This window comes from Actinomadura formosensis NBRC 14204, assembly GCF_001552155.1.
In the GTDB taxonomy this organism is placed as follows: domain Bacteria; phylum Actinomycetota; class Actinomycetes; order Streptosporangiales; family Streptosporangiaceae; genus Spirillospora; species Spirillospora formosensis.
In genome coordinates, this window is the sequence record NZ_BCQQ01000112.1 from 1 (window position 1) to 23,583 (window position 23,583).

Annotated in this window: 21 protein-coding genes; 14 read left to right on the forward strand and 7 right to left on the reverse strand. The window is 72.1% G+C overall.

Annotated elements, in window-relative coordinates:
* Positions 1–176 precede the first annotated feature (176 nt).
* Both AF1_RS24735 and AF1_RS24740 read right to left on the reverse strand, forming a co-directional pair.
* Positions 177–395 (reverse strand): DUF397 domain-containing protein, encoded by a 219-nt coding sequence (locus AF1_RS24735; RefSeq protein WP_067803984.1) that lies wholly within the window; start codon positions 393–395, stop codon positions 177–179.
* Between the two features lie 13 nt (positions 396–408).
* Positions 409–1,233: a helix-turn-helix domain-containing protein gene (locus AF1_RS24740; RefSeq protein WP_242608615.1), complete on the reverse strand. Its 825-nt coding sequence runs from the start codon at positions 1,231–1,233 to the stop codon at positions 409–411.
* Between the two features lie 461 nt (positions 1,234–1,694).
* Between AF1_RS24740 and AF1_RS24745 the strand changes: the two genes are divergently transcribed.
* Entirely contained in the window at positions 1,695–2,183 is a 489-nt protein-coding gene (locus AF1_RS24745) for an ATP-binding protein (protein WP_169804056.1), read from the forward strand.
* 172 nt (positions 2,184–2,355) lie between these two features.
* The gene (locus AF1_RS24750; RefSeq protein WP_067803993.1) at positions 2,356–2,553 is read left to right on the forward strand and encodes a BldC family transcriptional regulator; all 198 of its coding nucleotides are present in this window, start codon (positions 2,356–2,358) and stop codon (positions 2,551–2,553) included.
* Positions 2,554–2,576: 23 nt separating this feature from the next.
* On the opposite strand, the gene AF1_RS24755 is transcribed toward AF1_RS24750, so the two are convergent.
* The 3 genes from AF1_RS24755 to cofD form a co-directional block, all read right to left on the reverse strand.
* Complete coding sequence (locus AF1_RS24755) at positions 2,577–5,132, reverse strand: bifunctional FO biosynthesis protein CofGH (protein WP_067803996.1); 2,556 nt, start codon at positions 5,130–5,132, stop codon at positions 2,577–2,579.
* Positions 5,133–5,198: 66 nt separating this feature from the next.
* Positions 5,199–6,485 carry a coenzyme F420-0:L-glutamate ligase gene (locus tag AF1_RS24760; protein ID WP_067803999.1) on the reverse strand — a complete coding sequence of 429 codons (1,287 nt, stop codon included), beginning with the start codon at positions 6,483–6,485 and terminating at the stop codon, positions 5,199–5,201.
* Complete coding sequence (gene cofD, locus AF1_RS24765) at positions 6,482–7,435, reverse strand: 2-phospho-L-lactate transferase (protein ID WP_067804002.1); 954 nt, start codon at positions 7,433–7,435, stop codon at positions 6,482–6,484. The genes AF1_RS24760 and cofD overlap by 4 nt, the downstream gene beginning before the upstream one ends.
* Before the next feature lie 310 nt (positions 7,436–7,745).
* Between cofD and AF1_RS24770 the strand changes: the two genes are divergently transcribed.
* The 4 genes from AF1_RS24770 to AF1_RS24785 all read left to right on the forward strand — a co-directional run bounded on the left by AF1_RS24770 (position 7,746) and on the right by AF1_RS24785 (position 14,062).
* Positions 7,746–8,687, forward strand: coding sequence for a hypothetical protein (locus tag AF1_RS24770; RefSeq protein WP_067804005.1), 942 nt, complete (start codon positions 7,746–7,748; stop codon positions 8,685–8,687).
* A gap of 234 nt (positions 8,688–8,921) precedes the next feature.
* Positions 8,922–9,185, forward strand: a complete 264-nt coding sequence (locus tag AF1_RS24775; protein ID WP_021594342.1) for a WhiB family transcriptional regulator — start codon at positions 8,922–8,924, stop codon at positions 9,183–9,185.
* Positions 9,186–9,349: 164 nt separating this feature from the next.
* Positions 9,350–12,616, forward strand: coding sequence for a glycosyltransferase family 2 protein (locus AF1_RS24780; protein WP_067804008.1), 3,267 nt, complete (start codon positions 9,350–9,352; stop codon positions 12,614–12,616).
* Between the two features lie 3 nt (positions 12,617–12,619).
* Positions 12,620–14,062: a DUF5719 family protein gene (locus tag AF1_RS24785; RefSeq protein ID WP_067804011.1), complete on the forward strand. Its 1,443-nt coding sequence runs from the start codon at positions 12,620–12,622 to the stop codon at positions 14,060–14,062.
* On the opposite strand, the gene AF1_RS24790 is transcribed toward AF1_RS24785, so the two are convergent.
* The gene (locus tag AF1_RS24790) at positions 14,059–14,487 is read right to left on the reverse strand and encodes a metallopeptidase family protein (RefSeq protein WP_242608614.1); all 429 of its coding nucleotides are present in this window, start codon (positions 14,485–14,487) and stop codon (positions 14,059–14,061) included. The genes AF1_RS24785 and AF1_RS24790 overlap by 4 nt on opposite strands.
* 190 nt (positions 14,488–14,677) lie before the next feature.
* On the opposite strand from AF1_RS24790, the gene AF1_RS24795 reads away from it, so the two are divergent.
* From AF1_RS24795 to AF1_RS24825, 7 genes are all read left to right on the forward strand, one after another.
* A complete protein-coding gene (locus AF1_RS24795) occupies positions 14,678–15,058 on the forward strand; it encodes a DUF3499 domain-containing protein (RefSeq protein ID WP_067804017.1) in 381 nt (126 codons plus the stop codon).
* 116 nt (positions 15,059–15,174) lie between these two features.
* Positions 15,175–16,530, forward strand: a complete 1,356-nt coding sequence (locus AF1_RS24800; protein ID WP_067804021.1) for a phosphomannomutase/phosphoglucomutase — start codon at positions 15,175–15,177, stop codon at positions 16,528–16,530.
* A gap of 42 nt (positions 16,531–16,572) precedes the next feature.
* Positions 16,573–16,755, forward strand: a complete 183-nt coding sequence (locus tag AF1_RS24805; RefSeq protein WP_067804024.1) for a Trm112 family protein — start codon at positions 16,573–16,575, stop codon at positions 16,753–16,755.
* A complete protein-coding gene (locus AF1_RS24810) occupies positions 16,752–17,891 on the forward strand; it encodes a bifunctional phosphoglucose/phosphomannose isomerase (protein WP_067804027.1) in 1,140 nt (379 codons plus the stop codon). Before AF1_RS24805 ends, AF1_RS24810 begins: the two co-directional genes overlap by 4 nt.
* Positions 17,892–18,857, forward strand: a complete 966-nt coding sequence (locus tag AF1_RS24815; RefSeq protein ID WP_067804030.1) for a cation diffusion facilitator family transporter — start codon at positions 17,892–17,894, stop codon at positions 18,855–18,857.
* Positions 18,858–19,249: 392 nt separating this feature from the next.
* On the forward strand, positions 19,250–20,803 hold the full coding sequence (locus tag AF1_RS24820) for a sensor histidine kinase (RefSeq protein WP_067804033.1): 1,554 nt from the start codon (positions 19,250–19,252) through the stop codon (positions 20,801–20,803).
* A gap of 33 nt (positions 20,804–20,836) precedes the next feature.
* On the forward strand, positions 20,837–21,511 hold the full coding sequence (locus tag AF1_RS24825; protein ID WP_067804036.1) for a response regulator: 675 nt from the start codon (positions 20,837–20,839) through the stop codon (positions 21,509–21,511).
* 73 nt (positions 21,512–21,584) lie between these two features.
* On the opposite strand, the gene AF1_RS24830 is transcribed toward AF1_RS24825, so the two are convergent.
* On the reverse strand, positions 21,585–21,938 hold the full coding sequence (locus AF1_RS24830) for a MerR family transcriptional regulator (RefSeq protein ID WP_067804038.1): 354 nt from the start codon (positions 21,936–21,938) through the stop codon (positions 21,585–21,587).
* Positions 21,939–22,109: 171 nt separating this feature from the next.
* Here AF1_RS24830 and ahcY point away from each other — a divergent pair, with 171 nt between their 5' ends.
* Positions 22,110–23,540 carry an adenosylhomocysteinase gene (gene ahcY, locus AF1_RS24835; RefSeq protein ID WP_067804040.1) on the forward strand — a complete coding sequence of 477 codons (1,431 nt, stop codon included), beginning with the start codon at positions 22,110–22,112 and terminating at the stop codon, positions 23,538–23,540.
* The last annotated feature ends 43 nt before the right edge of the window (positions 23,541–23,583 follow it).

Sequence of the window (23,583 nt, forward strand, 5' to 3'; positions counted from 1 at the left end):
TCTTCATGCGCTGAGCCGGTTCGGTCAGAACACGCTCGGGCCCGGCGGCCCTCCCGCGCGGGCCTTCACCCCCGGCCTGTAGGCCGGAGCACTGGCCCGCACATCGGTAGCCGCGCGTTCGCACGCGAAGGCCCCCGCCACGACGGCGGGGGCCTCGTTCGTTCGAACGCGAGGGGTCAGTCGTTGGGATGGAGTTCGCCGTTCTTGAGCTTGTCGGTGAACGTTTTCCAGGTGGTTGGGCTGAAGACTAGTGCTGGGCCGGTGGGGTCGACGCTGTCGCGGACGGCTACGACAGCGGGGATGTTGGTGGCGACCTCGATACAGGTGTTGGCGTCGCCGGTGCTGTGGCTGCTCTTGCGCCAGGCGGCGCCGGACAGATCGACCGGACTGCGCATGTGGACTGGACCTTTACTGTTCGGCAGTGGCCCCGATGAGCGCCACTGACTCCTGCGGGTCGAGCGCCAACTCGCGAAGGCGCTCAAATGCGACATTACAACGTGTCACCAGACGTTGATCTTCGAGGTAGACGACCCCGTGCAGCCCCTCGGTAGAGGCGACATCTGGGTCCTCTTCCGTTGCGAATTTCAGAATGATGAAGGCGCCATCGAGGCCGGGGTGTTCGCCGACCGATGCCGGGAGCACCTGGATCGTGACGTTCGGGCGGTCGGCGTCGCTGACGAGCCGCCGGAGTTGTTCTCGCATGATCTTCGGCCCGCCGATCGTCTTGCGGATGGCCGACTCGTCGAGGATGACGTGGAGATGCGGGGCGTCCTTGGAGCGGGTGAGGATCGCCTGCCTGGCCATGCGAGCTTGGAGTCGCCGTTCGATTTCCTTCGCACTGGTCTGCTCCAGGTTTCCCGCTCGCATGATGGCGCGGGTGTAGTCGGGGGTCTGGAGTAGGCCAGGCACGATCTGGGGAGCCCAGTCCCCAATGAACGCGGCTTCGTCTTCCAGAGCCACATACGGACTGCTGAAGACGTCGGCGTATCCGGTCCACCATCCACGCTGGTCGGCCTTCTCCGCGAGGTCGATGACCGCTTCGCGTTCCGGTGTGACGACGCCGTAGATGTCGAGCAGTAGGGCGACGTCGTGGGGCGATGCCTTGTTACGGCCGGTTTCGAGGTGCCCGACCTTCTGTTGCGACCAGCCGAGTTGGGCGGCGACTGCTTCCTGGCTGAGGCCGACCTTGTGGCGGAAGTCGCGGAGCCAGCGCGCCAGGCGTCGTGCTCGCACGGACGGTATGTAGGCGGGTTGTTTGGGTGGCGCCATTTCAGTCTCACCAAGACCAGTTGTGTGGAGGGGCTTCACAACCCACTTCGGTCAAGATCTTTGTTGTAACTACTTGCCTCAAGGGGTTACGGCGGCGATAGTAGCACTGCCGCGCATTGCTCACTGATGGTGATCGAACATCGGCGCTCCGTATGGGGCCGGGTTGCCATGGCGGTCCGGCGTCAGGCGGGCGCTTTCAAGCTTCGGGTTGGTGTGCGTGCCGCGCGGTGATCGGTGAGTACCTGTCCACAAGCACCAGCGAAGAGAGGGGGCCGACGCCAGACTGAATGCCCTCCGTCCGCCTCTGCCCAGGCGGACGGTGACCCTGACGTGGTCAGGGACGGGCGGCTGGCGCGGCCCCGGAACGGACGAGCATGCCCGTACTTCTGGGGACCGTATCAGGTCCCGGCAACAACGAAATGATCATGGACGTGTCCTGGCCCGCCGAGGAGGCGGCGGTGGGCCGTGCCCGCCGCTGCGTGCGTGGATGGCTCGGCGACGTCCGGGGACTCGACCTCGGCGACGTCGAGGTGATGATCTCGGAACTCGTCACCAACGCCTGCCAGCACTCCGGTGCGGCCGGCCGCCCGGGCGGCCGGGTGCGCCTGGTCGCGGTCTGCGGGCCGGACGGCCTGCGGATCGAGGTCACGGATGTCGGGGGCGGCACAACGATTCCGGCGCCCCGGCGCCCGAACGCCGATGACATCCGAGGACGCGGCCTGATGATCGTGGAGGCCCTCGCGGACCGCTGGGGCCACCTCGCCGACCCGGACACCGGGGACCGGACCGTCTGGGTCGAGGTGGCGAGAAGGACGGCCTTCGCACCGGATGCCATGCCGGACGGCGGGGCGCACGCGGGAGAAGAGCTTGGTGAGACGGGCCGGGCGCCTGCGCGGTGCGACGCCGCCCGGTGAACGTCCCGATGGTCCTGGCGTTCTCCCTTGGGGTGGCGACGGGCCTTGCGTCCGTCGCGCTCCTGGCGGGGGGCCGGGGGCGGGGCGGCCGACACGCCACCGGTCCGCCTCGACGCACCCAAGGGAACCGGCACAGACGACGCGATACCTACTGAAGAGGAGACAACCCCCCATGTCGAAGCAGCGTGTCAACGCCGAGGAACTGCTGACCCCCGCCGAGGTGGCGGCAATGTTCCGCGTCGACCCGAAGACCGTGACCCGCTGGGCGCAGGCCGGGAAGCTGACCTGGGTTCGCACTCTGGGCGGCCACCGCCGCTACCGGAAGGCGGAGGTCGTGGCCCTGCTGCGGGGTCCCGGACACGACGCCTGACGGCAGCGTTCTGGGCACCCTGATCACGTCGTTGAGATCGGGAGCGCCCGGAGCCGTCCGAAAGTGCCTATGCCGTCCGTGCGGCGGGACGCCTCCAGGCGTTCTGCCGGAACCTCGCCGTAGAGGGTGGTCCGCTGCCTGGCGGGACGGCCCGCGCGTGCCGCGATCGCCTCCAGTTCGCTGATGGGCTTGAACGAGCCGTTCTCGGACCCGGCCATGCGGCTGATGGTCTCCTCCATCAGCGTGCCGCCCAGGTCGTTCACGCCCCCTCGCAGGACGCGCGTACACAATTCGTCTCCCAGCTTTACCCAGGACGTCTGGATATTGGGGATCGCACCGTGCAGCAGGATGCGCGCCAAGGCGTGGACGGCGATGTTCTCCCTGACGGTCGGCCCCGGACGCGCCAGCCCGGCGAGGTAGATGGGCGAGTTGTGGTGGACGAACGGCAGCAAGACGAACTCACTGAACCCACCCGTCCGCTCTTGGATGGACCGCAGCAGCTTGATATGCGCGACCCAGTGCGCCGGGGTGTCCACATGCCCGTACATCATCGTGGACGTCGTCGGGATGCCCAGCTCATGCGCCGTGGTGACGACCTCGATCCACTGGTCGGTGGGCAGCTTCCCCTTGGTCAGCACCCACCGGACGTCGTCGTCCAGGATCTCGGCGGCCGTCCCCGGCAGCGAGTCGACCCCGGCCTCCTTCGCCGCCTGCAACCACTCCCGGATCGCCAGGTCGGCCCTGGACGCGCCGTTCACGACCTCCATCGGGCTGTAGGAGTGCAGGTGGATGCCGGGCGCGCGCCGCTTCACCTCGCGCGCGAGGTCGAAGTAGGCGGTGCCCGGCAGATCCGGGTGGATTCCGCCTTGCATGCAGATCTCGGTCGCGCCGGCCGCCCACGCCTCGTCCACCCGGTCCCCGACCTGGCTCAACGACAGCGTGTAGGCGTCGGCGTCGGTCCGGCGCTGCGCGAACGCGCAGAACCGGCAGCCCGTGTAGCAGACGTTCGTGAAGTTGATGTTCCGCGTCACCACGTACGTGACGTCGTCCCCGACGGCATCGCGCCGCAGGTCGTCGGCCAGTGAGGCGAGCGCGTCCAGTTCCGGTCCGTCGGCGTGCAGAAGGGCCAGCGCCTCATCGTCCGACAGTCCCGCGGGGTTCTGCTCCGCGCGCGCGAGAGCGGCCTTGACGTCCGCATCGAACCGCTGGGGAGCGGACATGCGTTCCCTGAGCGCGTCCCAGTCCCCATAGACCTCGTCGAAATCGTCCCGCCGGTCACTGGTCCGCCCGGTCGTGTCGATCTCGGTGTGCAGGTCGGTTCGCCCGGACGCCTCGAAACCGCCGTCGGGCTCCTGCCAGGGACGCCCCGCGAGCACGGCGTCCTCCCGCGCCAGCCCGGTCACCGGATCGGCCAGCGCCGCGACGTGCCCGGCGAGCCGCGGGTCGAGCCACGGCTCGCCCCGCCGCACGTACTCGGGATAGATCGTCAGCCGCTCCCGCAGCGCGAACCCCGACTCGGCCGTCCTGGCGGCCAGCTCGTCGAGCTGCGGCCACGGCCGCTCCGGGTTCACGTGGTCCGGCGTCAGCGGCGAGACCCCGCCCCAGTCGTCGATCCCGGCGCGCAGCATCAGCGCGAACTGGTCGGCGACCAGGTTCGGCGGCGCCTGGACCCGCGCCTTCGGCCCGAGCACGAGCCGCGTCACCGCGATCGTCGCGGCCAGCTCGTCCAGCTCGGCGTCCGGGACGGCGCGCATCTTCGTGTCCGGCTTCGCGCGGAAGTTCTGGACGATCACCTCCTGGATCGCCCCGTACTCGCGCATCGTCCGCCGGATCTCGAAGATCGCGTCCGCGCGCTCCTCGAGCGTCTCGCCGATGCCGATGAGGATGCCGGTCGTGAACGGCACGTTCGTCCGTCCCGCGTCCTCCAGGACCCTGAGCCGGACGACCGGGTCCTTGTCCGGCGACCCGAAGTGCGGGCCGCCGCGCTCGCTGAACAGCCGCGTCGCCGTCGTCTCCAGCATCATCCCCATGGACGGGGCGACCGGCTTGAGCCGCTGGAAGTCGCGCCAGGTCAGCACACCCGGGTTCAGGTGGGGCAGCAGGCCGGTCTCCTCCAGCACCCGGATCGCCATCGCGCGCACGTACGAGAGCGTGTCGTCGTAGCCGTGCGCGTCCAGCCACTCGCGGGCCTGCCTCCACCGGTCCTCGGGGCGGTCGCCGAGCGTGAACAGGGCCTCCTTGCAGCCCATCTCGGCGCCCCGCCGCGCGATCTCCAGCACCTCGTCCGGGCCGAGATACGGCGAGTCCAGTCTGTGGGGGACGGTCGCGAACGTGCAGTACCCGCAGCGGTCCCGGCACAGGCGGGTCAACGGGATGAAGACCTTGCGGCTGTAGGTGATGACGCCGGGCCGGCCGACGGCCTCCAGCCCGGCGTCCCGGGTACGGGCCGCGTGGGCGAGCAGATCGTCGAGCTGTGCCCCGCGGGCCCGCAGCAGCGTCGCGGCCTCGGACCGGTCCAGTGTCTTGCCGTCACGCGCGCGGGCCAGGGCCCGGCGAAGAGCGGAGCTCGTGGCGTCCATGCGGGCACTCTATGCCAATCGTCATAATCCGCGCCGCGCCGGGGTCCCGCAACTCGCCCGCCGCACTCACCTGACCTCGATGAACGCCTCGGGACTGCGCGGCGGACGCTCCCGCGGGGGCGCGGCCGGGTGGCCGACACCGACGGCGCCCATCGGGTCCCAGCCGTCCGGCAGATCGAGCACGCCGCGCACGACATCGCGGCAGAACATCGTGCTCGACACCCAGCACGAGCCGAGTCCCTCCACCGCCAGCGCGACCAGCAGGTTCTCCACGCCCGCGCCCGCCGCGACGACGAACATCTCCCGCTCCGCGCGGGACCGCCGCTCGTCCGGATAGTCGTGCGAACCGTCCATGACCAGGCACGGGACGACGAGGTAGGGGGCTCGCCGCAGCACCTCGCCGCGCCGCAGCCGCCGGGTGACCGACTCCGCGGAGAAGCCGTCCCGGCGCAGGTCGGCCGCCCAGGCGTCGCGCATCGCGTCCAGCAGCCGCGTCCGGGACTCCGCCGACTCCAGCAGGACGAACCGCCACGGCGTCGTGTGGTGCGGCGCCGGCGCGGTGATCGCGGCGCCGACGGCCCGCCGCACCGCCGCCGGGTCCACCGGCTCGGCGGTGAACTCGCGGATCGTGCGCCGCGCGCGCAGCACGTCCGCCGACCCGAACCGGAACATGTCCTCCCGCGGCGGCCGGACCAGCGCCCGCGCCCCCGGCCCGTCCTCCGGCGTGACCAGCCCGGACAGGCCGCGCACGACGGCGATCGGCACCCCGCCGAGCTTCCCCTTCACCAGTTCGCCCGCCGCGGCGATCTCGTCCGCCACGGCCGTGACGGTCGCCTCCAGCCGGTTGCCGTAGCCGTCGTCGCGTCCCCGCAGGTCGCTGAGCGGCGCCAGCCCCGCGACCCCGATGGCCGCGTCGGTCAGCCCGTTGCGCCAGGGCCGCCCGAGCGTGTCGGAGATGATCACACCGACCTCGGCCCCGGTCCGCGCCCGCACCCCGGCCCGGATGCGCCGCGCCGACGCGTCCGGGTCCTCCGGCAGCAGCAGCACCGTGCCCGGCCTCGTGTTGGACGCGTCCACACCGGCCGCGGCGAGCACCAGCCCCTGCCGCGTCTCCACGATCCGCGTCTCGCCGCGCGCGTGCGCCCGCCGCGCCACCACGCGCACGGTCTCGGCGTCGATGGCCTTCTCCCGGTCGGCGGCGACCAGGACCCGCCCCTCCGCCTTGCTGACGATCTTGGACGTGACGACGAGGACGTCCCCGTCCCGGACCGTCCCCTCCGGGAGCAGCGCCGCGATGTCGTCGCCCTCGGCGACCTCCGGCACTCCCGCGACCCCGAAGACCTGAAGGTTCACCCCGCGTCCTCCGCCCGCTGCACCTCGGCCGCCAGGCCGAGCGCCGCACGCGCGATGTCGGCGGTCGCCACCGCGTCGCTCATCAGCAGCGGCCGGGACCGCACCTCGATGCCCTCGACCCGGACGTCCGCGTCGGCCTCGTCGACGAGCCAGCCGTCCAGCAGCCCGAGCCCGTAGCTCTCCGCGACCGCCCGCGCCGACGTCTCCACCCCGATCGCCTTCAGGCAGGCGTCGGCCATCCCCCGGACGGGCGCCCCGCCGATGATCGGGGAGACGCCGACCACGGTCTTGGCCGCCACCGCGTCCCGGATCCCGGGAACCGCCAGGATCGTCCCGATGCTCACCACGGGGTTGGACGGCGGGAAGAGCACCACGTCGGCCGCCTCGATCGCCGCGAGCACCCCCGGCGCCGGCTTCGACTTCTCCGCGCCGACCGCCGTGATCGACAGCGCCGGGACGGACGCGCGCAACCGCACCCACCACTCCTGGAAGTGGATCGCCCGCCGCCCCCTGTCGTCCTCGATCACGACATGCGTCTCGACCTGGTCATCGGTCATCGGGATCAGCCGGACCCCCGGCTTCCACCGGTCGCACAGCGCCTCGGTGACCGCCGACAGCGGGTAACCCGCCTCGAGCATCTGCGTCCGGACGATGTGGGTCGCGAAGTCCCGGTCACCGAGCCCGAACCACTCGGGCCCCACCCCGTAGGCGGCCAACTCCTCCTTGACGGTGAACGTCTCCGCGGCCCGCCCCCAGCCCTGCTCCTCGTTGATGCCGCCGCCGAGCGTGTACATGACGGTGTCCAGGTCGGGGCACACCCGTAGCCCGAACAGCGAAATATCGTCCCCGGTGTTCCCGATGACGGTGATCTCCGCCTCCGGAGCCGCCGTCCGCAGCCCTCGCAGGAACCGGGCCCCGCCGATCCCGCCCGCCAGACACACGATCTTCATAACCCAACCCTACGGCGCCCCCTACCTCCACCTTCCAGGACGGTCATCTCCCGCCCCTCTCGGACCAAGCCTCAGCCCCCGCCCACGGGCAGGGGGGTGGAGCGAGCGCCGGCAAGTGGCGGGCGTATGCCCGTTTGCGCAGGTGGGCGCGGCGGCGCCGGGCCAACCGTAACGGGCGCGGAGACCGCCACGGCGGCGGGTGGATCGCCTGCGTTGAGCCAGGGACCCAAGAGGTCGCCCCTCCGGACGAAATTATGCAAAGCTTTGGCGCGTAATCGGAATGCCTCGGTCCCGGTCTGGAGATATCACCGTGAACAAGGAAGCCGTCCAGCGCCTGCGCGAACCGGCCGCCTGGGTACTGCTCGCCGCGGCGGGACTGCACTTGCTCGCGGGACTCATCCACCTTCTGGGCGGTGAAGGGCCGTTCACGGCCCGCGCGCTGGGAGAGGCGCGGGACGGGACGTTCCTGCAGATCACGCTCGTCGGCGTCCTCGCCCTCGCGGTGTTCCTGGTGACCTCGGGCGAGACCCCGACGCCGCAGGCCAGGACGATCACCATGGGGGCGCTCGGCGTCCTCGGCGGGATCGCCCTGTTCGGGGTCATCGTGTGGCTCAGCGGGATGCTCGCCGACTCCACGTACGTGACGGCGCTGACGAAGCTCGCCGCGTTCCTGGTGGGGGCCGGGAAGCTCGCCGTGGTCGGTGTCGGCGGGTGGTTCGTCTTCACCGTGTTCCAGGGGATGCAGCCGCCGCGTCCGCAGCCTCAGCCGCAGATGCAGCAGGGCTACCCCGACTTCGGGTACCAGCAGGGGCAGCAGCCGGGCCAGCAGCAGTACGGGCAGCAGGGCTACGGCCAGCAGCAGTACCAGCAGTACCAGCAGTACGGCCGGCAGCCCGGCGCCGAGGGGCAGCAGGCCGCGCAGCAGCAGGGCTACGACCAGCAGCAGTACGACCAGCAGCAGTACGGGCAGCAGGGCTACCAGCAGTACGGGCAGCAGCAGGACCACCAGCAGCAGGACCACCAGCAGTACGGCGCCCAGGGCGGCTACCAGTCCGGCCAGCAGCAGGCGCAGCAGCAGGCCCAGCAGCCGTCCGCCGACCAGGAGGACATGGGCGAGTGGACGCGCGCCTACGGCGGCTCCGGTCAGGAGCAGGGGCCGCAGGGCACCCAGCCCGCGCCGCCGCAGGGCGGCGGCGACCAGCAGGACGGCGGCGACTGGTACCGGGACAACCGTCCGCCGCCGCCGCAGTGACCGGAGCGGTCGGACCCGAAGCCCGGCGATGACCAGCCGATTAACCGGTCTTCACCCGGGGGTCATCGAGCACATCCCGGTATATCCCACTTTGGCGCCCAGGAAAGCCATCCGGCTTGACGGGACAGTCGCCGCACGCGTGTAATTTCGTGGATGTAGTTTCAATGCCTTCTCGGGGGAAGTAACCGGAGGGATGGCATTGACCAGGGGGTTTCACGGGCAGGGAGGTGCGCTGTGAGCGAGGTGGTCATCCCGCTGGCGCACGGCACAGATGGCGAAGAGTTGGGTTGGCAGGAGCGCGCCTTGTGCGCGCAGACGGACCCGGAGGCGTTCTTTCCGGAGAAGGGCGGTTCCACTCGCGAGGCCAAGAAGGTGTGCCGGGCATGCGAGGTGCGTACGGAGTGCCTGGAATACGCGTTGCAGCACGATGAGCGTTTCGGTATCTGGGGTGGACTCTCCGAGCGGGAACGGCGCAAGTTGAAGCGCCAGGCCGTTTAGCGGGCCGGGACCGTTCCGGCCGACCCGCGTGTCCCGGATCTTCGCGGATCCGGAGCGTGTCGCACGCGGCCACGCGTACAGTAATCAGCCGTGCCGGCCTCCGGGCCGGCACGGCTGCTGTTCTTTTCAGCACCGGCCCTGTCGTCGCACAGATCGAGCGCTCCTTGACCCCCACTCTCGATCGTCACGTCGTCACGGCGGTCCTCGTCACCCATGACGGTGCGCGGTGGCTGCCGGAGACGCTGAAGGCGCTGCTGACGCAGACGCGCCCCGTGCAGCGCCTCGTGACCGTGGACACCGGAAGCCGTGACCGCGGGCCCGCCGTGCTCGCCGAGGTCCTCGGCGCGGACAAGGTCCTCACGCTGCCGCGCACCACCGGGTACGGGGAGGCGATCGCGGAGGCGCTCCGGCAGGACGCCGCGTCCGCGCCCGTCCCGGACGATGATCCCGGAAACCCGCGCACCGAGTGGATCTGGCTGCTGCACGACGACTCCGTGCCCGCCCCCGACGCGCTCGCCCACCTGCTGCGGACGGCCGCCACCGACCCGAACGTGGCGGTGCTCGGCCCGAAGGTCCGCGACTGGGACGACCGCCGCGTCCTGCGCGAGGTGGGCGTCACCGTGGACGCCGCCGGGCGCCGCGAGCGGGGCCTGGACCGGGACGAGTTCGACCAGGGCCAGCATGACGGCGTCCGGGACGTGCTGGCCGTCGGCAGCGCCGGGATGCTGGTCCGCCGGGAGGTGTGGGAGCGGCTCGGCGGCTTCGACGTCGAATACGGCGTCTTCCGCGACGACCTGGACTTCTGCTGGCGGGTCCACGCGGCCGGGCAGCGGGTCGTCCTGGCCGGCGACGCGGTCGTGTACCACGCGGAGGCGTCCCGGCGGGGGCTCCGCGAGATCGGCATGACGGCGGAGCATCCGGCCCGCCGGGACCGCCGCAACGCCCTGCTCACACTGCTCGCCAACCAGCCGCTTCCCGCGCTGCCACGGGCCGTCGTCCGCAACGTGTGGGCGTCCCTCGTCCACGCCTTCTACCTGTTGATCACCAAGCGGCCGGGCGAGGCGCGCGAGGAACTGCGCGCCCTCGCCGATGTGCTGTGCGCCCCCGGCCGGCTGCGCCGGGCACGGGCCGTCCGCGCGGACGGCCGGACGCGCGTGTACCGCAGCGTCCGGCGTTTCCAGCCGCGCCGGGTGGTGCTGCGCCGGGCGGTCGAGGCGGTCTCGGAGTACTTCGCCGCGCACGAGCGGGTCCGCGAGGTGCAGGAGGACGACCTCATGGCGGAGGAGCCGGGTGCGCTCCGCCGGTTCCTCGCGCGCCCCGGCGTCCTGCTCGTCCTCGCGCTGGCCGCCGTCGCGGTCGCCGCCGAACGCTCCCTGATCACCGATGCCGGACGGCTGGGCGGCGGTGCGCTCGTGCCCGCGTGGGGCGGCGCGAGCGACCTGTGGGAGCAGTACCTGTCCGGCTGGCATCCGGTCGGGCTCGGCACCGACGCGGGGAGCCCGCCCTACGTCGGCGTGCTCGCCGTGCTGTCCACGCTGCTGTTCGGCAAGCCGTGGCTGGTGGTGTCGCTCCTGCTGCTGGGCAGTGTGCCGCTCGCCGGCCTCACCGCCTACCGCGCGTCCCGGCTGCTGATCGTGGAGCCGTCGCTGACGGGCCGCCGCGCCCGCACGGCCGGCCGCCGGGTCCCCGTCCGCGTCGTCCGCGCGTGGTTCGCCGCCGGGTACGCGCTGCTGCCCGCCGCGACCGGCGCCGTCGCGGGCGGCCGTCTCGGCACCGCCGTCGTCCTCGTCCTGCTCCCGCCGATCGCCGTGCACGCCGCCCGCGTCTACGGGCTGCCGCGCTCGGACGCCGCCCGCTTCGACGCACCGGCGCGGCGCAAACGCGCGGGACGCGCCGCGTGGACGGTCGCGCTGCTGCTCGCCGTCGCGATGGCGTTCGTCCCGCTCGTCTGGCCGATCGCCGTGCTGGCGGCCGGGATGGTGTGGGCGCTGCTCGACCGGCCGGGACGGCAGGGCCGCCGCAACCTCGGCATCGCGCTCGGCGTCCCGCCGCTGCTGATGCTGCCGTGGACCATCGGCCTCCTGCTGCACCCTTCCCGGCTCCTCACCGAGGCGGGCCTGCACCGGCGGTTCGAGCCCGCCGCCGCGGCCGACCTGCTGGCGCTCGACCCGGGCGGGCCCGGCACGCCCGCGCGGTGGGCGCTCGCCGGCCTGCTGGCGGTCGCGGTGCTGGCGCTGCCGCTGCGCAGCCGCCGCGCGATGGTGCTGGCCGGCTGGCTGCTGGCCGTCTTCGGGCTGCTCGTCGCCGTGCTGACCAGCGCCGCGACCGTCGCCAAGGGCGCGGACGAGGCGCCGGTCTGGCCCGGCACGGCGCTGATCTTCGCGGGCGCGGGGGTGCTGCTCGCCGCGACCGCCGCCGTCCAGCGCGGCACCGAGGTCCTGGCCGGCAGGCACCTGACCTACCGGGCGGGAGGGACGGCCGTGGTGCTCGCCGCACTGACCGCGCCCGTCCTGGCCGCCGCGTTCTGGGTCGTCGGCGGTGCGGGCGGGCCACTGGGCGGGATCAACCCCGACACCGTGCCCATGTTCCTCCGGGGGCCGGACGGGCCGAGGACGCTCGTCCTGCACAGAGAGCCGACCGGGCGCATCTCCTACACGGTTCTCAGGGACGCGCGTCCGATGCTGGGCGAATCAGAGGTCACGGTGGGCGGCCGGGCCCGCGAACGCATGGACGACCTCGTCGCCGGCCTGGCCGCAGGACGCGAAGGTGATGACGGGCCTGCACTGACCCGTATGGGCGTCCAATACCTCCTGGTGCCGCACCCCAGGAAGGACCCGCTCACCAAGGTTCTGGACGCGTCACCGGAGCTGACCCGCCTCAGCCGTACGGGGACGTTCGCCGTGTGGCGGCTCCAGGCGACGTCCGCCCGGATGATGCTTCTGCAAGGCTCCACGGTCACGCCACTGCGGGCGGGGCGTATCGACGCCAACGTGCGGATCCCACCGGGGCAGGGCAAGCGCACCCTCCTCTTGGCCGAACCCGCCGGCGGTGGCTGGAAGGCCACCTTGAACGGCCGCAACCTCGGATCGCACACGGTGGACGGCTGGGCGCAGGGCTACGACATCCCTCCGGCCGGAGGAGAGTTCAAGCTGACGCGGTCGATGATGATGCGGCACACGTGGCTCGTCATCCAGGGCATCGCCGTCTTGCTCGTGGTCGTTCTGGCCTTGCCCGGCGCCCAGCCCGACACCCTCATGTTCACCGGCGACAGGGAGCGACGCCGTCGTGGACGCCGACGCGGACGGCGCCGCGCTCACCCTGCCCGTGCTCATTCAGCCCGTGCTCATTCAGCCCGCCCTCGCCGTGCCCGCGTTCCGCGCGAAGCGCCCCCAGAGCCCGTCAAGGAGCCGAGCCCGGAGGAGGTGTCCTGACCCATGGACAAGGTCCTGCGCCTCCTCGGCATGCGCTATGCCACCGCCGCCCTCATACTCGTCGCCGTCGCCGCGCTGTACGGGGCGGCGACGTTCTCCCGTCCCGGTGAGGCGTCCGAAAAAGGCCGTCAGGCTCCGGTCACCCATGCCTTGGTGGTCTGTCCAGGGCACGAGGAGGGCCGGCTGGCGGTCCAGTCCCCGTCCCAGAAAGGCGGCGGACGCGTGGACGTGACGCCGACCAAGGGCGGGTCTCCGCTCGCCTCCATCACCACGCCCGGACAGTCCTGGGACAAGGACACCGAATCCGGCAGGGACTCCTACACCATCCGCGCCACCGGCGCTCTCGCCGCCGGACTGGAGGCCGAGCAGACCACGCACTGGGGCCGCGGCGCCGGCCGCGGCCTTGCCGGGGCCCGCTGCGCCGCACCCGGCACCGACCTGTGGTTCCTGAGCCCGGGTCCCGTCGCCGCCGACGAACTCGACCTCTACCTGACCAACGTCGACGCGCAGCCGGCGTCCGTTGACCTCACCGCCCTGTCCGGCGAGGGCCCGCTCGACACCGTCGACGGACGCGGCACGCCCGTCGAGCCCTACACCACCAAGATCGTGAAGATCGGCCGGTCGGCGGAGGGCCTCGGCGACATCGTGAAGACCGCCGCCGACCTCGCCGTCCGCGTGCGCACCACCAGCGGGCGCGTCGCCGCGTCGCTGCGCGCCCGGGCCGGGGAGAGGGAGGGCATCGAGTGGCTGCCGCGGTCGCCCGGGCCCGCGACGTCCGTGCTCGTTCCCGGCGTGCCGGCCGGTTCCGGCGAACGCCGCCTCCTGGTCGGCGTCCCCGGCGAGGCCGACGCCCGCATCACGGTCCAGGTGATCACGTCGGGCGGCGCGTTCGCCCCGCAGGGACAGGACATCCTGGACGCCCCCGCCAAGACCGTCACGTCCGTGCCCCTCGACGGGGCGCTCTCGGGGAAGGCCGCCGCCGTCCGGCTGGTCTCCGACCGGCCGATCCTGGCCGGCTTCGCCGCCACCCGGGGCGCCGACATCGCCTACGGGGCGGCCACGCCGCCGCTCACCGCCGCTGAGCCCGGTGTCGTCGCCGACAACCGGTTCGACTCCTCGCTCGTCCTCACCGCACCGTCGGGCGCGGCGACCGTGCAGGTCATCACCGTGAACGCGGCGGGGAGGAGCCCCGCGCGCGACATCGAGATCCCGGCCGGACGCACCGTCGAGACCAAGCTGACCGCGCCCGGCAAGGACGCGAAGGACGACACGGCCTACGGCGCCGTGATCCTCCCGAAGCCCGGCTCAGCGCCCGTCTACGCGTCCCGCACCCTCTCCAAGGGCAAGGGCGACGGCTACCTGTTCACCGTCCTGCCCATCGTCCCCGCCCCGGCGACCCTCCACCTCCCGGGCACCGCCGACTCCCAGACCGCCCTGACGCCCTAGTCGTCGGGCGAGTCGTAGCTGGGGTCGACGGATTCGGGGGAGAGACCGAGGAGATCGGCGACCTCCTCCACCAGCAGGTCGCGGACCATGCGGGCGAGTTCCGCCTCGCCGGAGGCGCGGGCCTCGACGGGACGGCGGAACACGACGATGCGCACCGGCCGGCCACCGTCGCCGGAGAGCGTTCCGCTGAGCGGCACGGGCCCGTCGAACCACGGTTCGACGTCCGGCACCTCCTCGACCGCGAACGCCACCCGGGCCAGTTCGCGGCCCCAGCGCCGGACCAGCCGCCGCACCTCGTCGTCGACGAGGTCGTCGAACCGTTCCGCGCGGGTCCGTGAGACCGGCGCCTGCGGGGGTGTCAGAGGACCACGGAGGCCACGACCGTGCCGGTCGCGGCGCCGTACGCCTGCCACACGGGATCGCACCCGTCCAGCCTACCTCCGTTGATGCCGGTGACCGGCGGGGAGATACCGGATGACCGGTCCGCCATATACCGTACGGTGAGAATTCAGGGTCATACGGATTGTAGTTGTTACCCGGAAATCGCCCGGTAACCGGCGACACGTGCGCCGGGGTGGTGGCGGAGCCGGGTGGAGGGAGGTACGGTCAGCCATCGTGAGCCCCGTCCGCACTTGCTCCCGAACCGCCTGTAAGGCGCCCGCAGTGTTCACGCTCACGTACGTCTACCGCGACTCCACCGCGGTCCTGGGGCCGCTCGCCACGTACGCCGAGCCGCACTGCTACGACCTCTGCGCGGAGCATTCCGAGCGGCTCACCGCCCCGATGGGGTGGGAACTGGTGCGACTCCCCGTCGAGGAGGAGACCGAGCCCAGCGCGGACGACCTGGAGGCCCTCGCCGACGCCGTCCGGGAGGCCGCCAGACCCGCCCCCGGGACCGGCCACGAACCGGTGGGGCAGGGCACCGAGGTCGGGCGCCGCGGGCATCTGCGCATCCTGCGCTCTGAGCCCGCCGCTACCCAGCCCGGCCAGGAATGACTTCCAGCCGTTACACCGGGGCCGGTCGCGTCTCTCCTTCCCGGTAGGCTCGTGAACCCGCCATTTCTTTGGGCACGCAGTCTTTCGGGCACGGGTTCTTCGGACAGGGAGCGTGAGTGGGCGACCTCGGCAAGATCTTCAAAGCGTACGACATCCGCGGTGTCGTCCCGGATGAGCTCGACCCCGGGATGGCCGAGGCGGTCGGCGCGGCGTTCGTCCGGGTGACCGGCGCGAGCGCGGTCGTCACCGCGCACGACATGCGGGAGTCGTCGGTCCCGCTGGCCGAGGCGTTCGCGCGCGGCGCCACGTCCCAGGGGGCGGACGTGATCGAGGCAGGGCTCGGGTCCACCGACATGCTCTACTACGCCAGCGGCAGCCTCGACATGCCGGGCGCGATGTTCACCGCGAGCCACAACCCGGCCAAGTACAACGGGCTGAAGCTGTGCCGCGCCGGGGCCCGCCCGGTCGGCCGCGACACCGGCCTCACCGAGATCCGGGAAATGGTCGAGAAGGGCGTCCCGGCCTACGACGGCGAGCCGGGGAAGGTGTCGCGGCGCGACGTCCTGAAGGGCTACGCCGAGCACCTGAAGACGCTCGTCGACCTGTCGTCGATCCGGCCGCTCAAGGTGGTCGTGGACGCGGGCAACGGCATGGGCGGCCACACGGTCCCGTCGGTGTTCGCGGGGCTGCCGATCGACCTGGTGCCGCTGTACTTCGAGCTGGACGGCACCTTCCCCAACCACGAGGCCAACCCGATCGAGCCGGAGAACCTGCGCGACCTGCAGGCCAAGGTCCGCGAGACGGGCGCCGACATCGGGCTCGCGTTCGACGGCGACGCCGACCGGTGCTTCGTGGTGGACGAGCGCGGCGAGATCGTCTCCCCGTCCGCGATCACCGCGCTGGTCGCGACGCGGGAGCTGGCCAAGCACCCCGGCTCCTCGATCGTGCACAACCTGATCACGTCCAAGGCCGTCCCGGAGATCGTCTCCGAGCACGGCGGGACGCCGGTCCGCACCCGCGTCGGGCACTCGTTCATCAAGCAGACGATGGCGGAGACGGGCGCGGTGTTCGGCGGCGAGCACTCGGCGCACTTCTACTTCCGCGACTTCTGGTTCGCCGACTCGGGGATGCTGGCGGCCCTGCACGTCCTCGCCGCGCTCGGGGAGCAGGACGGGCCGCTGTCGGAGCTGCTCGGCGAGTTCACCCGCTACGCCGCCTCCGGCGAGATCAACAGCGAGGTCGCCGACCAGGACGCGGCCGCCGCGAAGGTCAAGGACGCCTTCGCCGGGCGGCCCGGGGTGCGGATCGACGAGCTGGACGGGCTGACCGTGGGCGACGAGTCCGCCGGATGGTGGTTCAACCTCCGGCCCTCCAACACCGAACCGCTGCTGCGCCTCAACGCGGAGGCGGGCGACGAGGCGACCATGGCGGCGATCCGTGCCGAGGTCCTGGCCCTGGTCAGGGAGAAGTGACCGGTCCGGGAAAAGCGACTGTAGGGGAGAAGTGACGCTGCCATGACGATGAACCTGGACTCCTGGCTGCTGGAGATCCTGGCCTGCCCCAACTGCGGGGGTGACCTCCGCCCCGACGGGGACGCCGACGAGCTGGTGTGCGCCGGCTCGTGCGGCTACGCCTACCCCGTCCGCGACGACATCCCCGTCCTGCTCGTCGACGAGGCCAGGACGCCCGCCTCGTGAGCCAGGGGCTCGACCCCGCACGGCTGGAGGACGCGGAGGCGGCCGAGGCGGCGGATCCGGGCGGGATGCTGCGGCAGGTGGCCTCGTCGGCGGCGCAGGTGCGGGAGGCGCGGCGGGCGGCGGCCGAGGCGGGCGTGGCCGGGCTGGCGGCGGACGGCCGGCCGCGTGCGGTCGTGGTCGCCGGCATGGGGGCCTCCGGTGTCGCGGGTGACGTGCTCGCGGCGGTGTGCGGCGCGGGCTGTGCGGTTCCCGTCGTCACGGTGCGCGGGTACCGGCTGCCCGGCTGGGTGGGCGCGGCCGATCTCGTCATCGCGGTGTCGGGCTCGGGGACGACGGAGGAGACCCTTGAGGTCGCCGTGGAGGCGGCCCGGCGCGGATGCAGGCTGATGTTCGTCGGCGCGGCGGGGTCTCCGCTCGCCGACCTGGCCGCCAGAAGCCGCGGGGTGTTCGTCCCCGCCCGGCCGTCGGGGCAGCCGCGTTCGATGCTGTGGGGCCTCACGATCCCCCTGGTCCTCGCCGCGCGTGCACTGCGCCTGGCGGACGTCCCGGACGCCGTGCTGGAGTCGGCGGCCACGCTGCTGGAGGACGTCGCGCATCGGTGCCGTCCGTCCAGTGAGCCGTTCGTCAATCCCGCCAAGCGGATCGCGCTCGACCTCGCCGGCGACGTGCCGCTGGTGTGGGGCTCGTCGGCCGTGGCGTCGGCGGCGGCGTACCGGCTGTCCTGCCAGCTCAACGAGAACGCCAAGTACCCGGCCGTCTTCGGTGAGCTGCCGGAGGCGGACCACAACCAGGTGATGGCGTTCGACGGTGCCTTCACGCGCGATGGCTCCCCCTCCGACCCGGAGGACTTCTTCCGCGACCGCGCCGACGAACCCGAGCACGGGCTGCACCTGGTCCTCATGCGCGATGTGGAGGAGCACCCGCGGGTGCGCAGGCGGTGCGAGGCGTCCGCCGGGATGGCCCGCGGGCGGGGCGTGGCGGTCACCGAGATCCAGGCGGAGGGTGAGCATCCGCTGGAGAGAATCGCGACGCTGATCGCCTTGGCGGACTATGTCACGGTTTACTTGGCTATCGCGCTGGGCGTGGATCCGACGCCCGTGCCTGCCATCGAAGAGCTCAAAGCGAGGATTGCGTAGATGAGTGCTGAGGGTGGAACAAAGGCCATCGTCGCCGCGTTGGCCGCCAACCTCGGGATCGCGGCGTCCAAGGCCGTCGCGTTCGCGTTCACCGGTTCGTCGTCGATGCTGGCGGAGTCGATCCACTCGGTGGCCGACTCCGGCAACCAGGGGCTGCTGCTGATCGGCCGCAAACGGTCCGAGCGGAACCGGACGCCGGAGCACCCGTTCGGCTACGGCCGCGAACGCTACTTCTACGCGTTCGTCGTCGCGGTGGTGCTGTTCACCGTGGGGTCGGCGTTCTCGCTGTACGAGGGCTACCACAAGATCTCCCACCCGGAGGACGTCAAGTCCCCGATCTGGGCGTTCGCGGTGCTGATCGTCGCGATCGGGCTGGAGGCGTTCTCGTTCCGCACCGCGATCAAGGAGTCGAACGAGATCCGGGGCGAGCAGTCCTGGTGGGCGTTCATCCGGCGGGCCAAGGCGCCCGAACTGCCGGTCGTCCTGCTGGAGGACCTCGCCGCGCTGGTCGGCCTGATCCTGGCGCTGTTCGGCGTCTCGATGGCGGTGGCCACGGGCGACGGCATCTGGGACGGCATCGGCACCGTGGCGATCGGCGTGCTGCTCGGCGTGGTCGCCACGATCCTGTCGATCGAGACGAAGAGCCTGCTGATCGGCGAGGGCGTCGACCCGGGCACCGAGCGGCGGATCATCGAGGCGCTGGAGTCGGTGGACGAGGTCGCCCGCCTGATCCACATCAGGACCGAGTACCTCGGCCCGGACGAGCTGCTGATCGCCGCGAAGATCGCCGTCTACCACGACGACACGGCCGCCGAGGTGGCGCGCGGCATCGACGCGGCCGAGGCGAGGATCCGGGCGCAGGTCCCCGAGGCGAAGCTGATCTACCTGGAGCCGGCGCTGGACGAGGCGTCCCGCCAGGGCCTCACGGGCGCGGAGCCGGCTCCGGAGACGCCGGCGTCGTCCTGACCGCCCACAACGGGCCCCGGGGGAACCGACCCCCGGGAACATGGGACCCCCCGCCGGACGGCCGCCGTCCGTGCCGGCCGAACCCCAGCCCAGGCGAGACCGGCGAGTGCCTCCGTGGAGGCGTACCGCGGCCGTCCGGCGAGGTGCTTCCCATGCCTCCCCGCCCGGACCCCTGAAACCGGGCGGTTCTGGTGTGACCGCGGCCGCCCCGCCGAACCCCCTACGTCGGCGATGGCTGCCGTCGCGGTCACAGGTACGACATTACGTTCGCGAGGCTCTCCCGCACGTCCCCCTCAAGGAGGGAACCCGCGTCGTACTCCAGGTGGATCCGGCTCCTCCCAATACATCCGCGAGGTGAGGCCACGGCAGGCCGTAAAGGTCAGTATGGAGAGGTGACCTCCGATGACAAGGCCCGGACCGGACCCGACCCCGCGGGGTTCGGCCCAGCCGTCGCGCACCACGCGTGGCGGCTGTCCGGCCGGATCGTGGCGGGCGTCGGCCAGCTGCTCCTGTGGATCCTCACCGGGATCGGCGCCCTGCTGCGTCCCCTGGCGGCGCGGCTCGGCGCCCGGCTGAACGGCGGCGGGGGACAGGCCCCCGTCCCGGGCCCCGGTGGCGCGACGGCGCCGCTGCCCCGGTGGATCAACACCTGGCGGGAGATCTCCGGCTCCTGGTACTTCGCCCCGCTGACCGGGCTCGCGCTCACGATCGCCGCGCTGGCCGAGCTGGCGCCGCGGGAGGACTCGCCGATCAGCCGCGCGGGCGGGTTCGCGGTCGCGGCGACGCTCCCGCTGGTCTGGCGCCGGGAGAGCCTGCGGCCGGTCGCGGCCGTCGTGCTCAGCGCGGTCGCGGCGAGCCTGCTCACCAGGCAGACCCCGCTGGTCACCACGAGCTTCGCCGCCCTGTGCACGCTGTACGCGCTGGGCCGGCGGCTGCCCCGCCAGTCGACCGGGGTCCTCGCGGTCGGCAGCGTCGCCACGATCGCGGTCGTCTACCTCGCCACCAGGACGCTCGACGGCATCCCGTGGCCGGTGCCGATCATCGCCGTCCTCGCCGCCATCGGCCTCGGGGACGCGCGGCGCGTCGTGGAGTCGGCCGGGCGGACCGAGGCCGCCGCCGCCGAACGCACCAACGAGACCCTCACCCGGCTCACCGCCGTCCAGCGGGAGCAGGCGGTGATGCGGGAACGGGCCCGCATCGCCCGCGAACTGCACGACGTCGTCGCGCACTCCGTCTCCATGATCGCCGTGCAGGCGGAGACGGCCCCGTACACGATGGCGAACCTGTCGCCGGAGGCCCGCGCCGGCTACACCGAGATCGCGAAGACGGCGCGGGAGGCGCTGGTGGAGATGCGGCGGCTGCTCAGCGTGCTGCGCGCCGACGCCGCGCCCGGACCGGACACCGCGAACTCCCCGCAGCCGCGGCTCGATCGGCTGCCCGACCTGATCGAGCAGCACCGCGGCGCGGGCGGGAGCGTCGACCTCGCCGTGCACGGCGACCCGCGGGCGCTGTCCACGACGGTCGAGCTGTCGGCGTACCGGATCGTCCAGGAGGCGCTGACGAACGCGCGGCGGCACGCGCCCGGCGCGGACGTGCACGTCGATCTGATGTTCCTGCCGGACCGGCTGGCGGTCCGGGTCCGCGACGGCGGCGGGTCCGCGCGGACCCAGGTACCGAATCGGGACGATCCCCACTCCCGTACCGCGGTGCTGGACCCGGCGGGCCCGACCGCGGTGGACGGGCGCACCCGGCTGGAGATGCCGGAACCCGGTGGCGGACACGGGCTCGTCGGGATGCGGGAACGTGCGACCATGCTGGGCGGGCGGTTCTCCGCCGGGCCGGCCACCGAGGGCGGTTTCCTGGTGGAGGCCGAGCTTCCGCTGACGAGGGAAGGGAATTCCGACCGTGGACACGGTTCGCAGGTGCCGCCGGGGCACCGCCCCTGATCCTGCCGTCCCCGACCGGGCGGGGCGGCGGCCGTGATCAGCGTGCTGATCGCCGACGACCAGACGATCGTGCGGGCCGGGTTCGCCGCGCTGCTGGACGCGCAGGACGACATCACCGTCGTCGGCCAGGCCGGCGACGGCCGCGAGGCGGTCCGGCTCGCCGAGCGGAGCCGTCCCGACATCGTCGTCATGGACATCCGGATGCCCGGCATGGACGGCATCGAGGCGACCCGCCGCATTCTCGCGCTGCCCGGTGCCGAGAACGTCCGGGTGCTGGTCCTCACCACGTTCGACGTGGACGAGTACGTCTATGACGCGCTCGCCGCCGGCGCGAGCGGCTTCCTGCTGAAGGACGCGACCGCCGAGGAACTGGTCTGCGCTGTCCGGGTGGTGGCGGGCGGCGACTCGCTGCTCGCGCCGCAGGTCACCGGGCGGCTCATCCGCGAGTTCGGCAGGCAGCGCCGCAGCCGTCCGCGGCCCCCGGCGGAACTGGCGACGCTGACCGCGCGGGAGAGCGAGGTCCTGGTGCTGATCGCCGGGGGCCTGTCGAACGGGGAGATCGCCCGGCGGCTCGTGGTCAGCGAGCACACCGTCAAGACGCACGTGGCCCGCGTCTTCACCAAGCTCGGCCTGCGCGACCGCGCGCAGGCCGTGGTGCTGGCCTACGAGTCCGGCGTGGTGGTGCCGGGCGAGAACGCCGCGAACTAGCCGCGGCAGGGCGGGTGGCCGCGGCACCGCCGCCCCTGACCGCCTTCTCGCCGGTTCGGCGGGATCGTCGCGGTCAACGCCGGCGCAGCAGGCGCATCGCCTTCTCCTTCTCGAAATCGAGCGCGCGGGCCGGCGGGGCGGAAAGCCGTCCGATGCGTTCGCCCAGTTCGCGCACATGCGCCTGCACCTGTGGCTCGGCGAGGACGCGCAGCCCGAACGCCAGTTCGGCCGGGCCGATGTCGTAGCGCTTCTCCAGCGCGAGGGCGAGCGCGACGGCCCGCAGCTCCGCCTCCCCGAACCGCCGGTGGCCGCTCCCGCGCCCGGCCAGGGCCGACTCCCGGGTGACGGGCAGCAGCCCGAGGGCCTCGCGGTAGCGGAGCATGCGGGGCGAGGTACCGAGCCGCCGGGCGGCCTCCGTGATGCGCATGGCTTTGATTCTGACAAATCAGCGTCAGAAAGTCGTCCCCGGTCGTGCCTCTGCCCGCCGGGCGCCCGTAGACTCGCCGCGTTGACGCCGCCGCACCGGCCCGTCAAGTCCTCGCGTACCGGGCCCGCACATCCGGACAGCGCGCCACCACACCAAGGGAGCAACGAAAGCATGGACTACAAGGTCGCCGATCTGTCGCTGGCCGACTTCGGCCGCCGGGAGATCCGGCTCGCCGAGCACGAGATGCCTGGCCTGATGGCGGTGCGCGAGGAGTACTCCGCCGCCAAGCCGCTGCGCGGCGCGAAGATCATGGGCTCGCTGCACATGACGATCCAGACGGCTGTGCTGATCGAGACGCTGGTCGAGCTCGGCGCCGACGTCCGCTGGGTCTCCTGCAACATCTTCTCCACCCAGGACCACGCCGCCGCCGCGGTCGTCGTCGGCAAGGACGGCACCCCGCAGGACCCGAAGGGCGTCCCGGTGTTCGCCTGGAAGGGCGAGACCCTCGAAGAGTACTGGTGGTGCACCGACCAGGCCCTGCGCTGGCCGGACGGCACCGGCCCGAACATGATCCTGGACGACGGCGGCGACGCCACCCTCCTCGTCCACAAGGGCGCCGAGTACGAGAAGGCGGGCGCCGTGCCGGCCGCCTCCGAGGACGACCCCGAGGAATGGGGCATCATCCTCGATACGCTGCGCCGCACCATCGCCGAGAAGCCGGGCCGCTGGACCGAGACCGCCGCCGCCGTCAAGGGCGTCACCGAGGAGACCACCACCGGCGTCCACCGCCTCTACGAGATGGCGAAGGCCGGCACGCTCGCGTTCCCGGCGATCAACGTCAACGACTCGGTCACCAAGTCGAAGTTCGACAACAAGTACGGCTGCCGCCACTCCGTCATCGACGGCCTGAACCGCGCGACGGACGTGCTGATCGGCGGCAAGGTCGCCGTCGTCTGCGGCTACGGCGACGTCGGCAAGGGCTGCGCGGACGCGCTGCGCGGCCAGGGCGCCCGCGTCATCGTCACCGAGATCGACCCCATCTGCGCGCTCCAGGCCGCGATGGACGGCTTCCAGGTCTCCGTCCTGGAGGACGTCGTCGAGACCGCCGACATCTTCGTGACGACCACCGGCAACTTCAACATCATCACGGCCGGCCACATGAGCCGGATGAAGCACCAGGCGATCGTCTCCAACATCGGCCACTTCGACAACGAGATCGACATGGCCGGCCTCGCCAAGACCCCCGGCATCGAGAAGATCGAGATCAAGCCGCAGGTGCACGAGTGGCGCTTCCCGGACGGCCACTCCATCATCGTCCTCGCCGAGGGCCGCCTGATGAACCTCGGCTGCGCCACCGGCCACCCGTCGTTCGTGATGTCCAACTCGTTCACGAACCAGGTCATCGCGCAGATCGAGCTGTTCACCAAGACCGACGAGTACCCGGTCGGCGTCTACGTCCTGCCGAAGCACCTGGACGAGAAGGTCGCCCGCCTCCACCTCGACGCCCTCGGCGTCAAGCTCACCGAACTCACCAAGGAGCAGGCCGCCTACATCGGCGTCCACGTCGAAGGCCCGTACAAGCCCGACCACTACCGCTATTGAGTTCATTGCTGTGTTCATTGCGTCGCCCTTGGCGTCGGGCCCC

Coding starts and splice junctions, on each gene's coding strand:
- AF1_RS24735 (WP_067803984.1), bottom strand. CDS start 395: ATGCGCAGTCCGGTCGATCTGTCCGGCGCCGCCTGGCGCAAGAGCAGC.
- AF1_RS24745 (WP_169804056.1), top strand. CDS start 1,695: ATGGACGTGTCCTGGCCCGCCGAGGAGGCGGCGGTGGGCCGTGCCCGC.
- AF1_RS24750 (WP_067803993.1), top strand. CDS start 2,356: ATGTCGAAGCAGCGTGTCAACGCCGAGGAACTGCTGACCCCCGCCGAG.
- AF1_RS24755 (WP_067803996.1), bottom strand. CDS start 5,132: ATGGACGCCACGAGCTCCGCTCTTCGCCGGGCCCTGGCCCGCGCGCGT.
- cofD (WP_067804002.1), bottom strand. CDS start 7,435: ATGAAGATCGTGTGTCTGGCGGGCGGGATCGGCGGGGCCCGGTTCCTG.
- AF1_RS24785 (WP_067804011.1), top strand. CDS start 12,620: ATGGACAAGGTCCTGCGCCTCCTCGGCATGCGCTATGCCACCGCCGCC.
- AF1_RS24805 (WP_067804024.1), top strand. CDS start 16,573: ATGACGATGAACCTGGACTCCTGGCTGCTGGAGATCCTGGCCTGCCCC.
- AF1_RS24815 (WP_067804030.1), top strand. CDS start 17,892: ATGAGTGCTGAGGGTGGAACAAAGGCCATCGTCGCCGCGTTGGCCGCC.
- AF1_RS24830 (WP_067804038.1), bottom strand. CDS start 21,938: ATGCGCATCACGGAGGCCGCCCGGCGGCTCGGTACCTCGCCCCGCATG.
- ahcY (WP_067804040.1), top strand. CDS start 22,110: ATGGACTACAAGGTCGCCGATCTGTCGCTGGCCGACTTCGGCCGCCGG.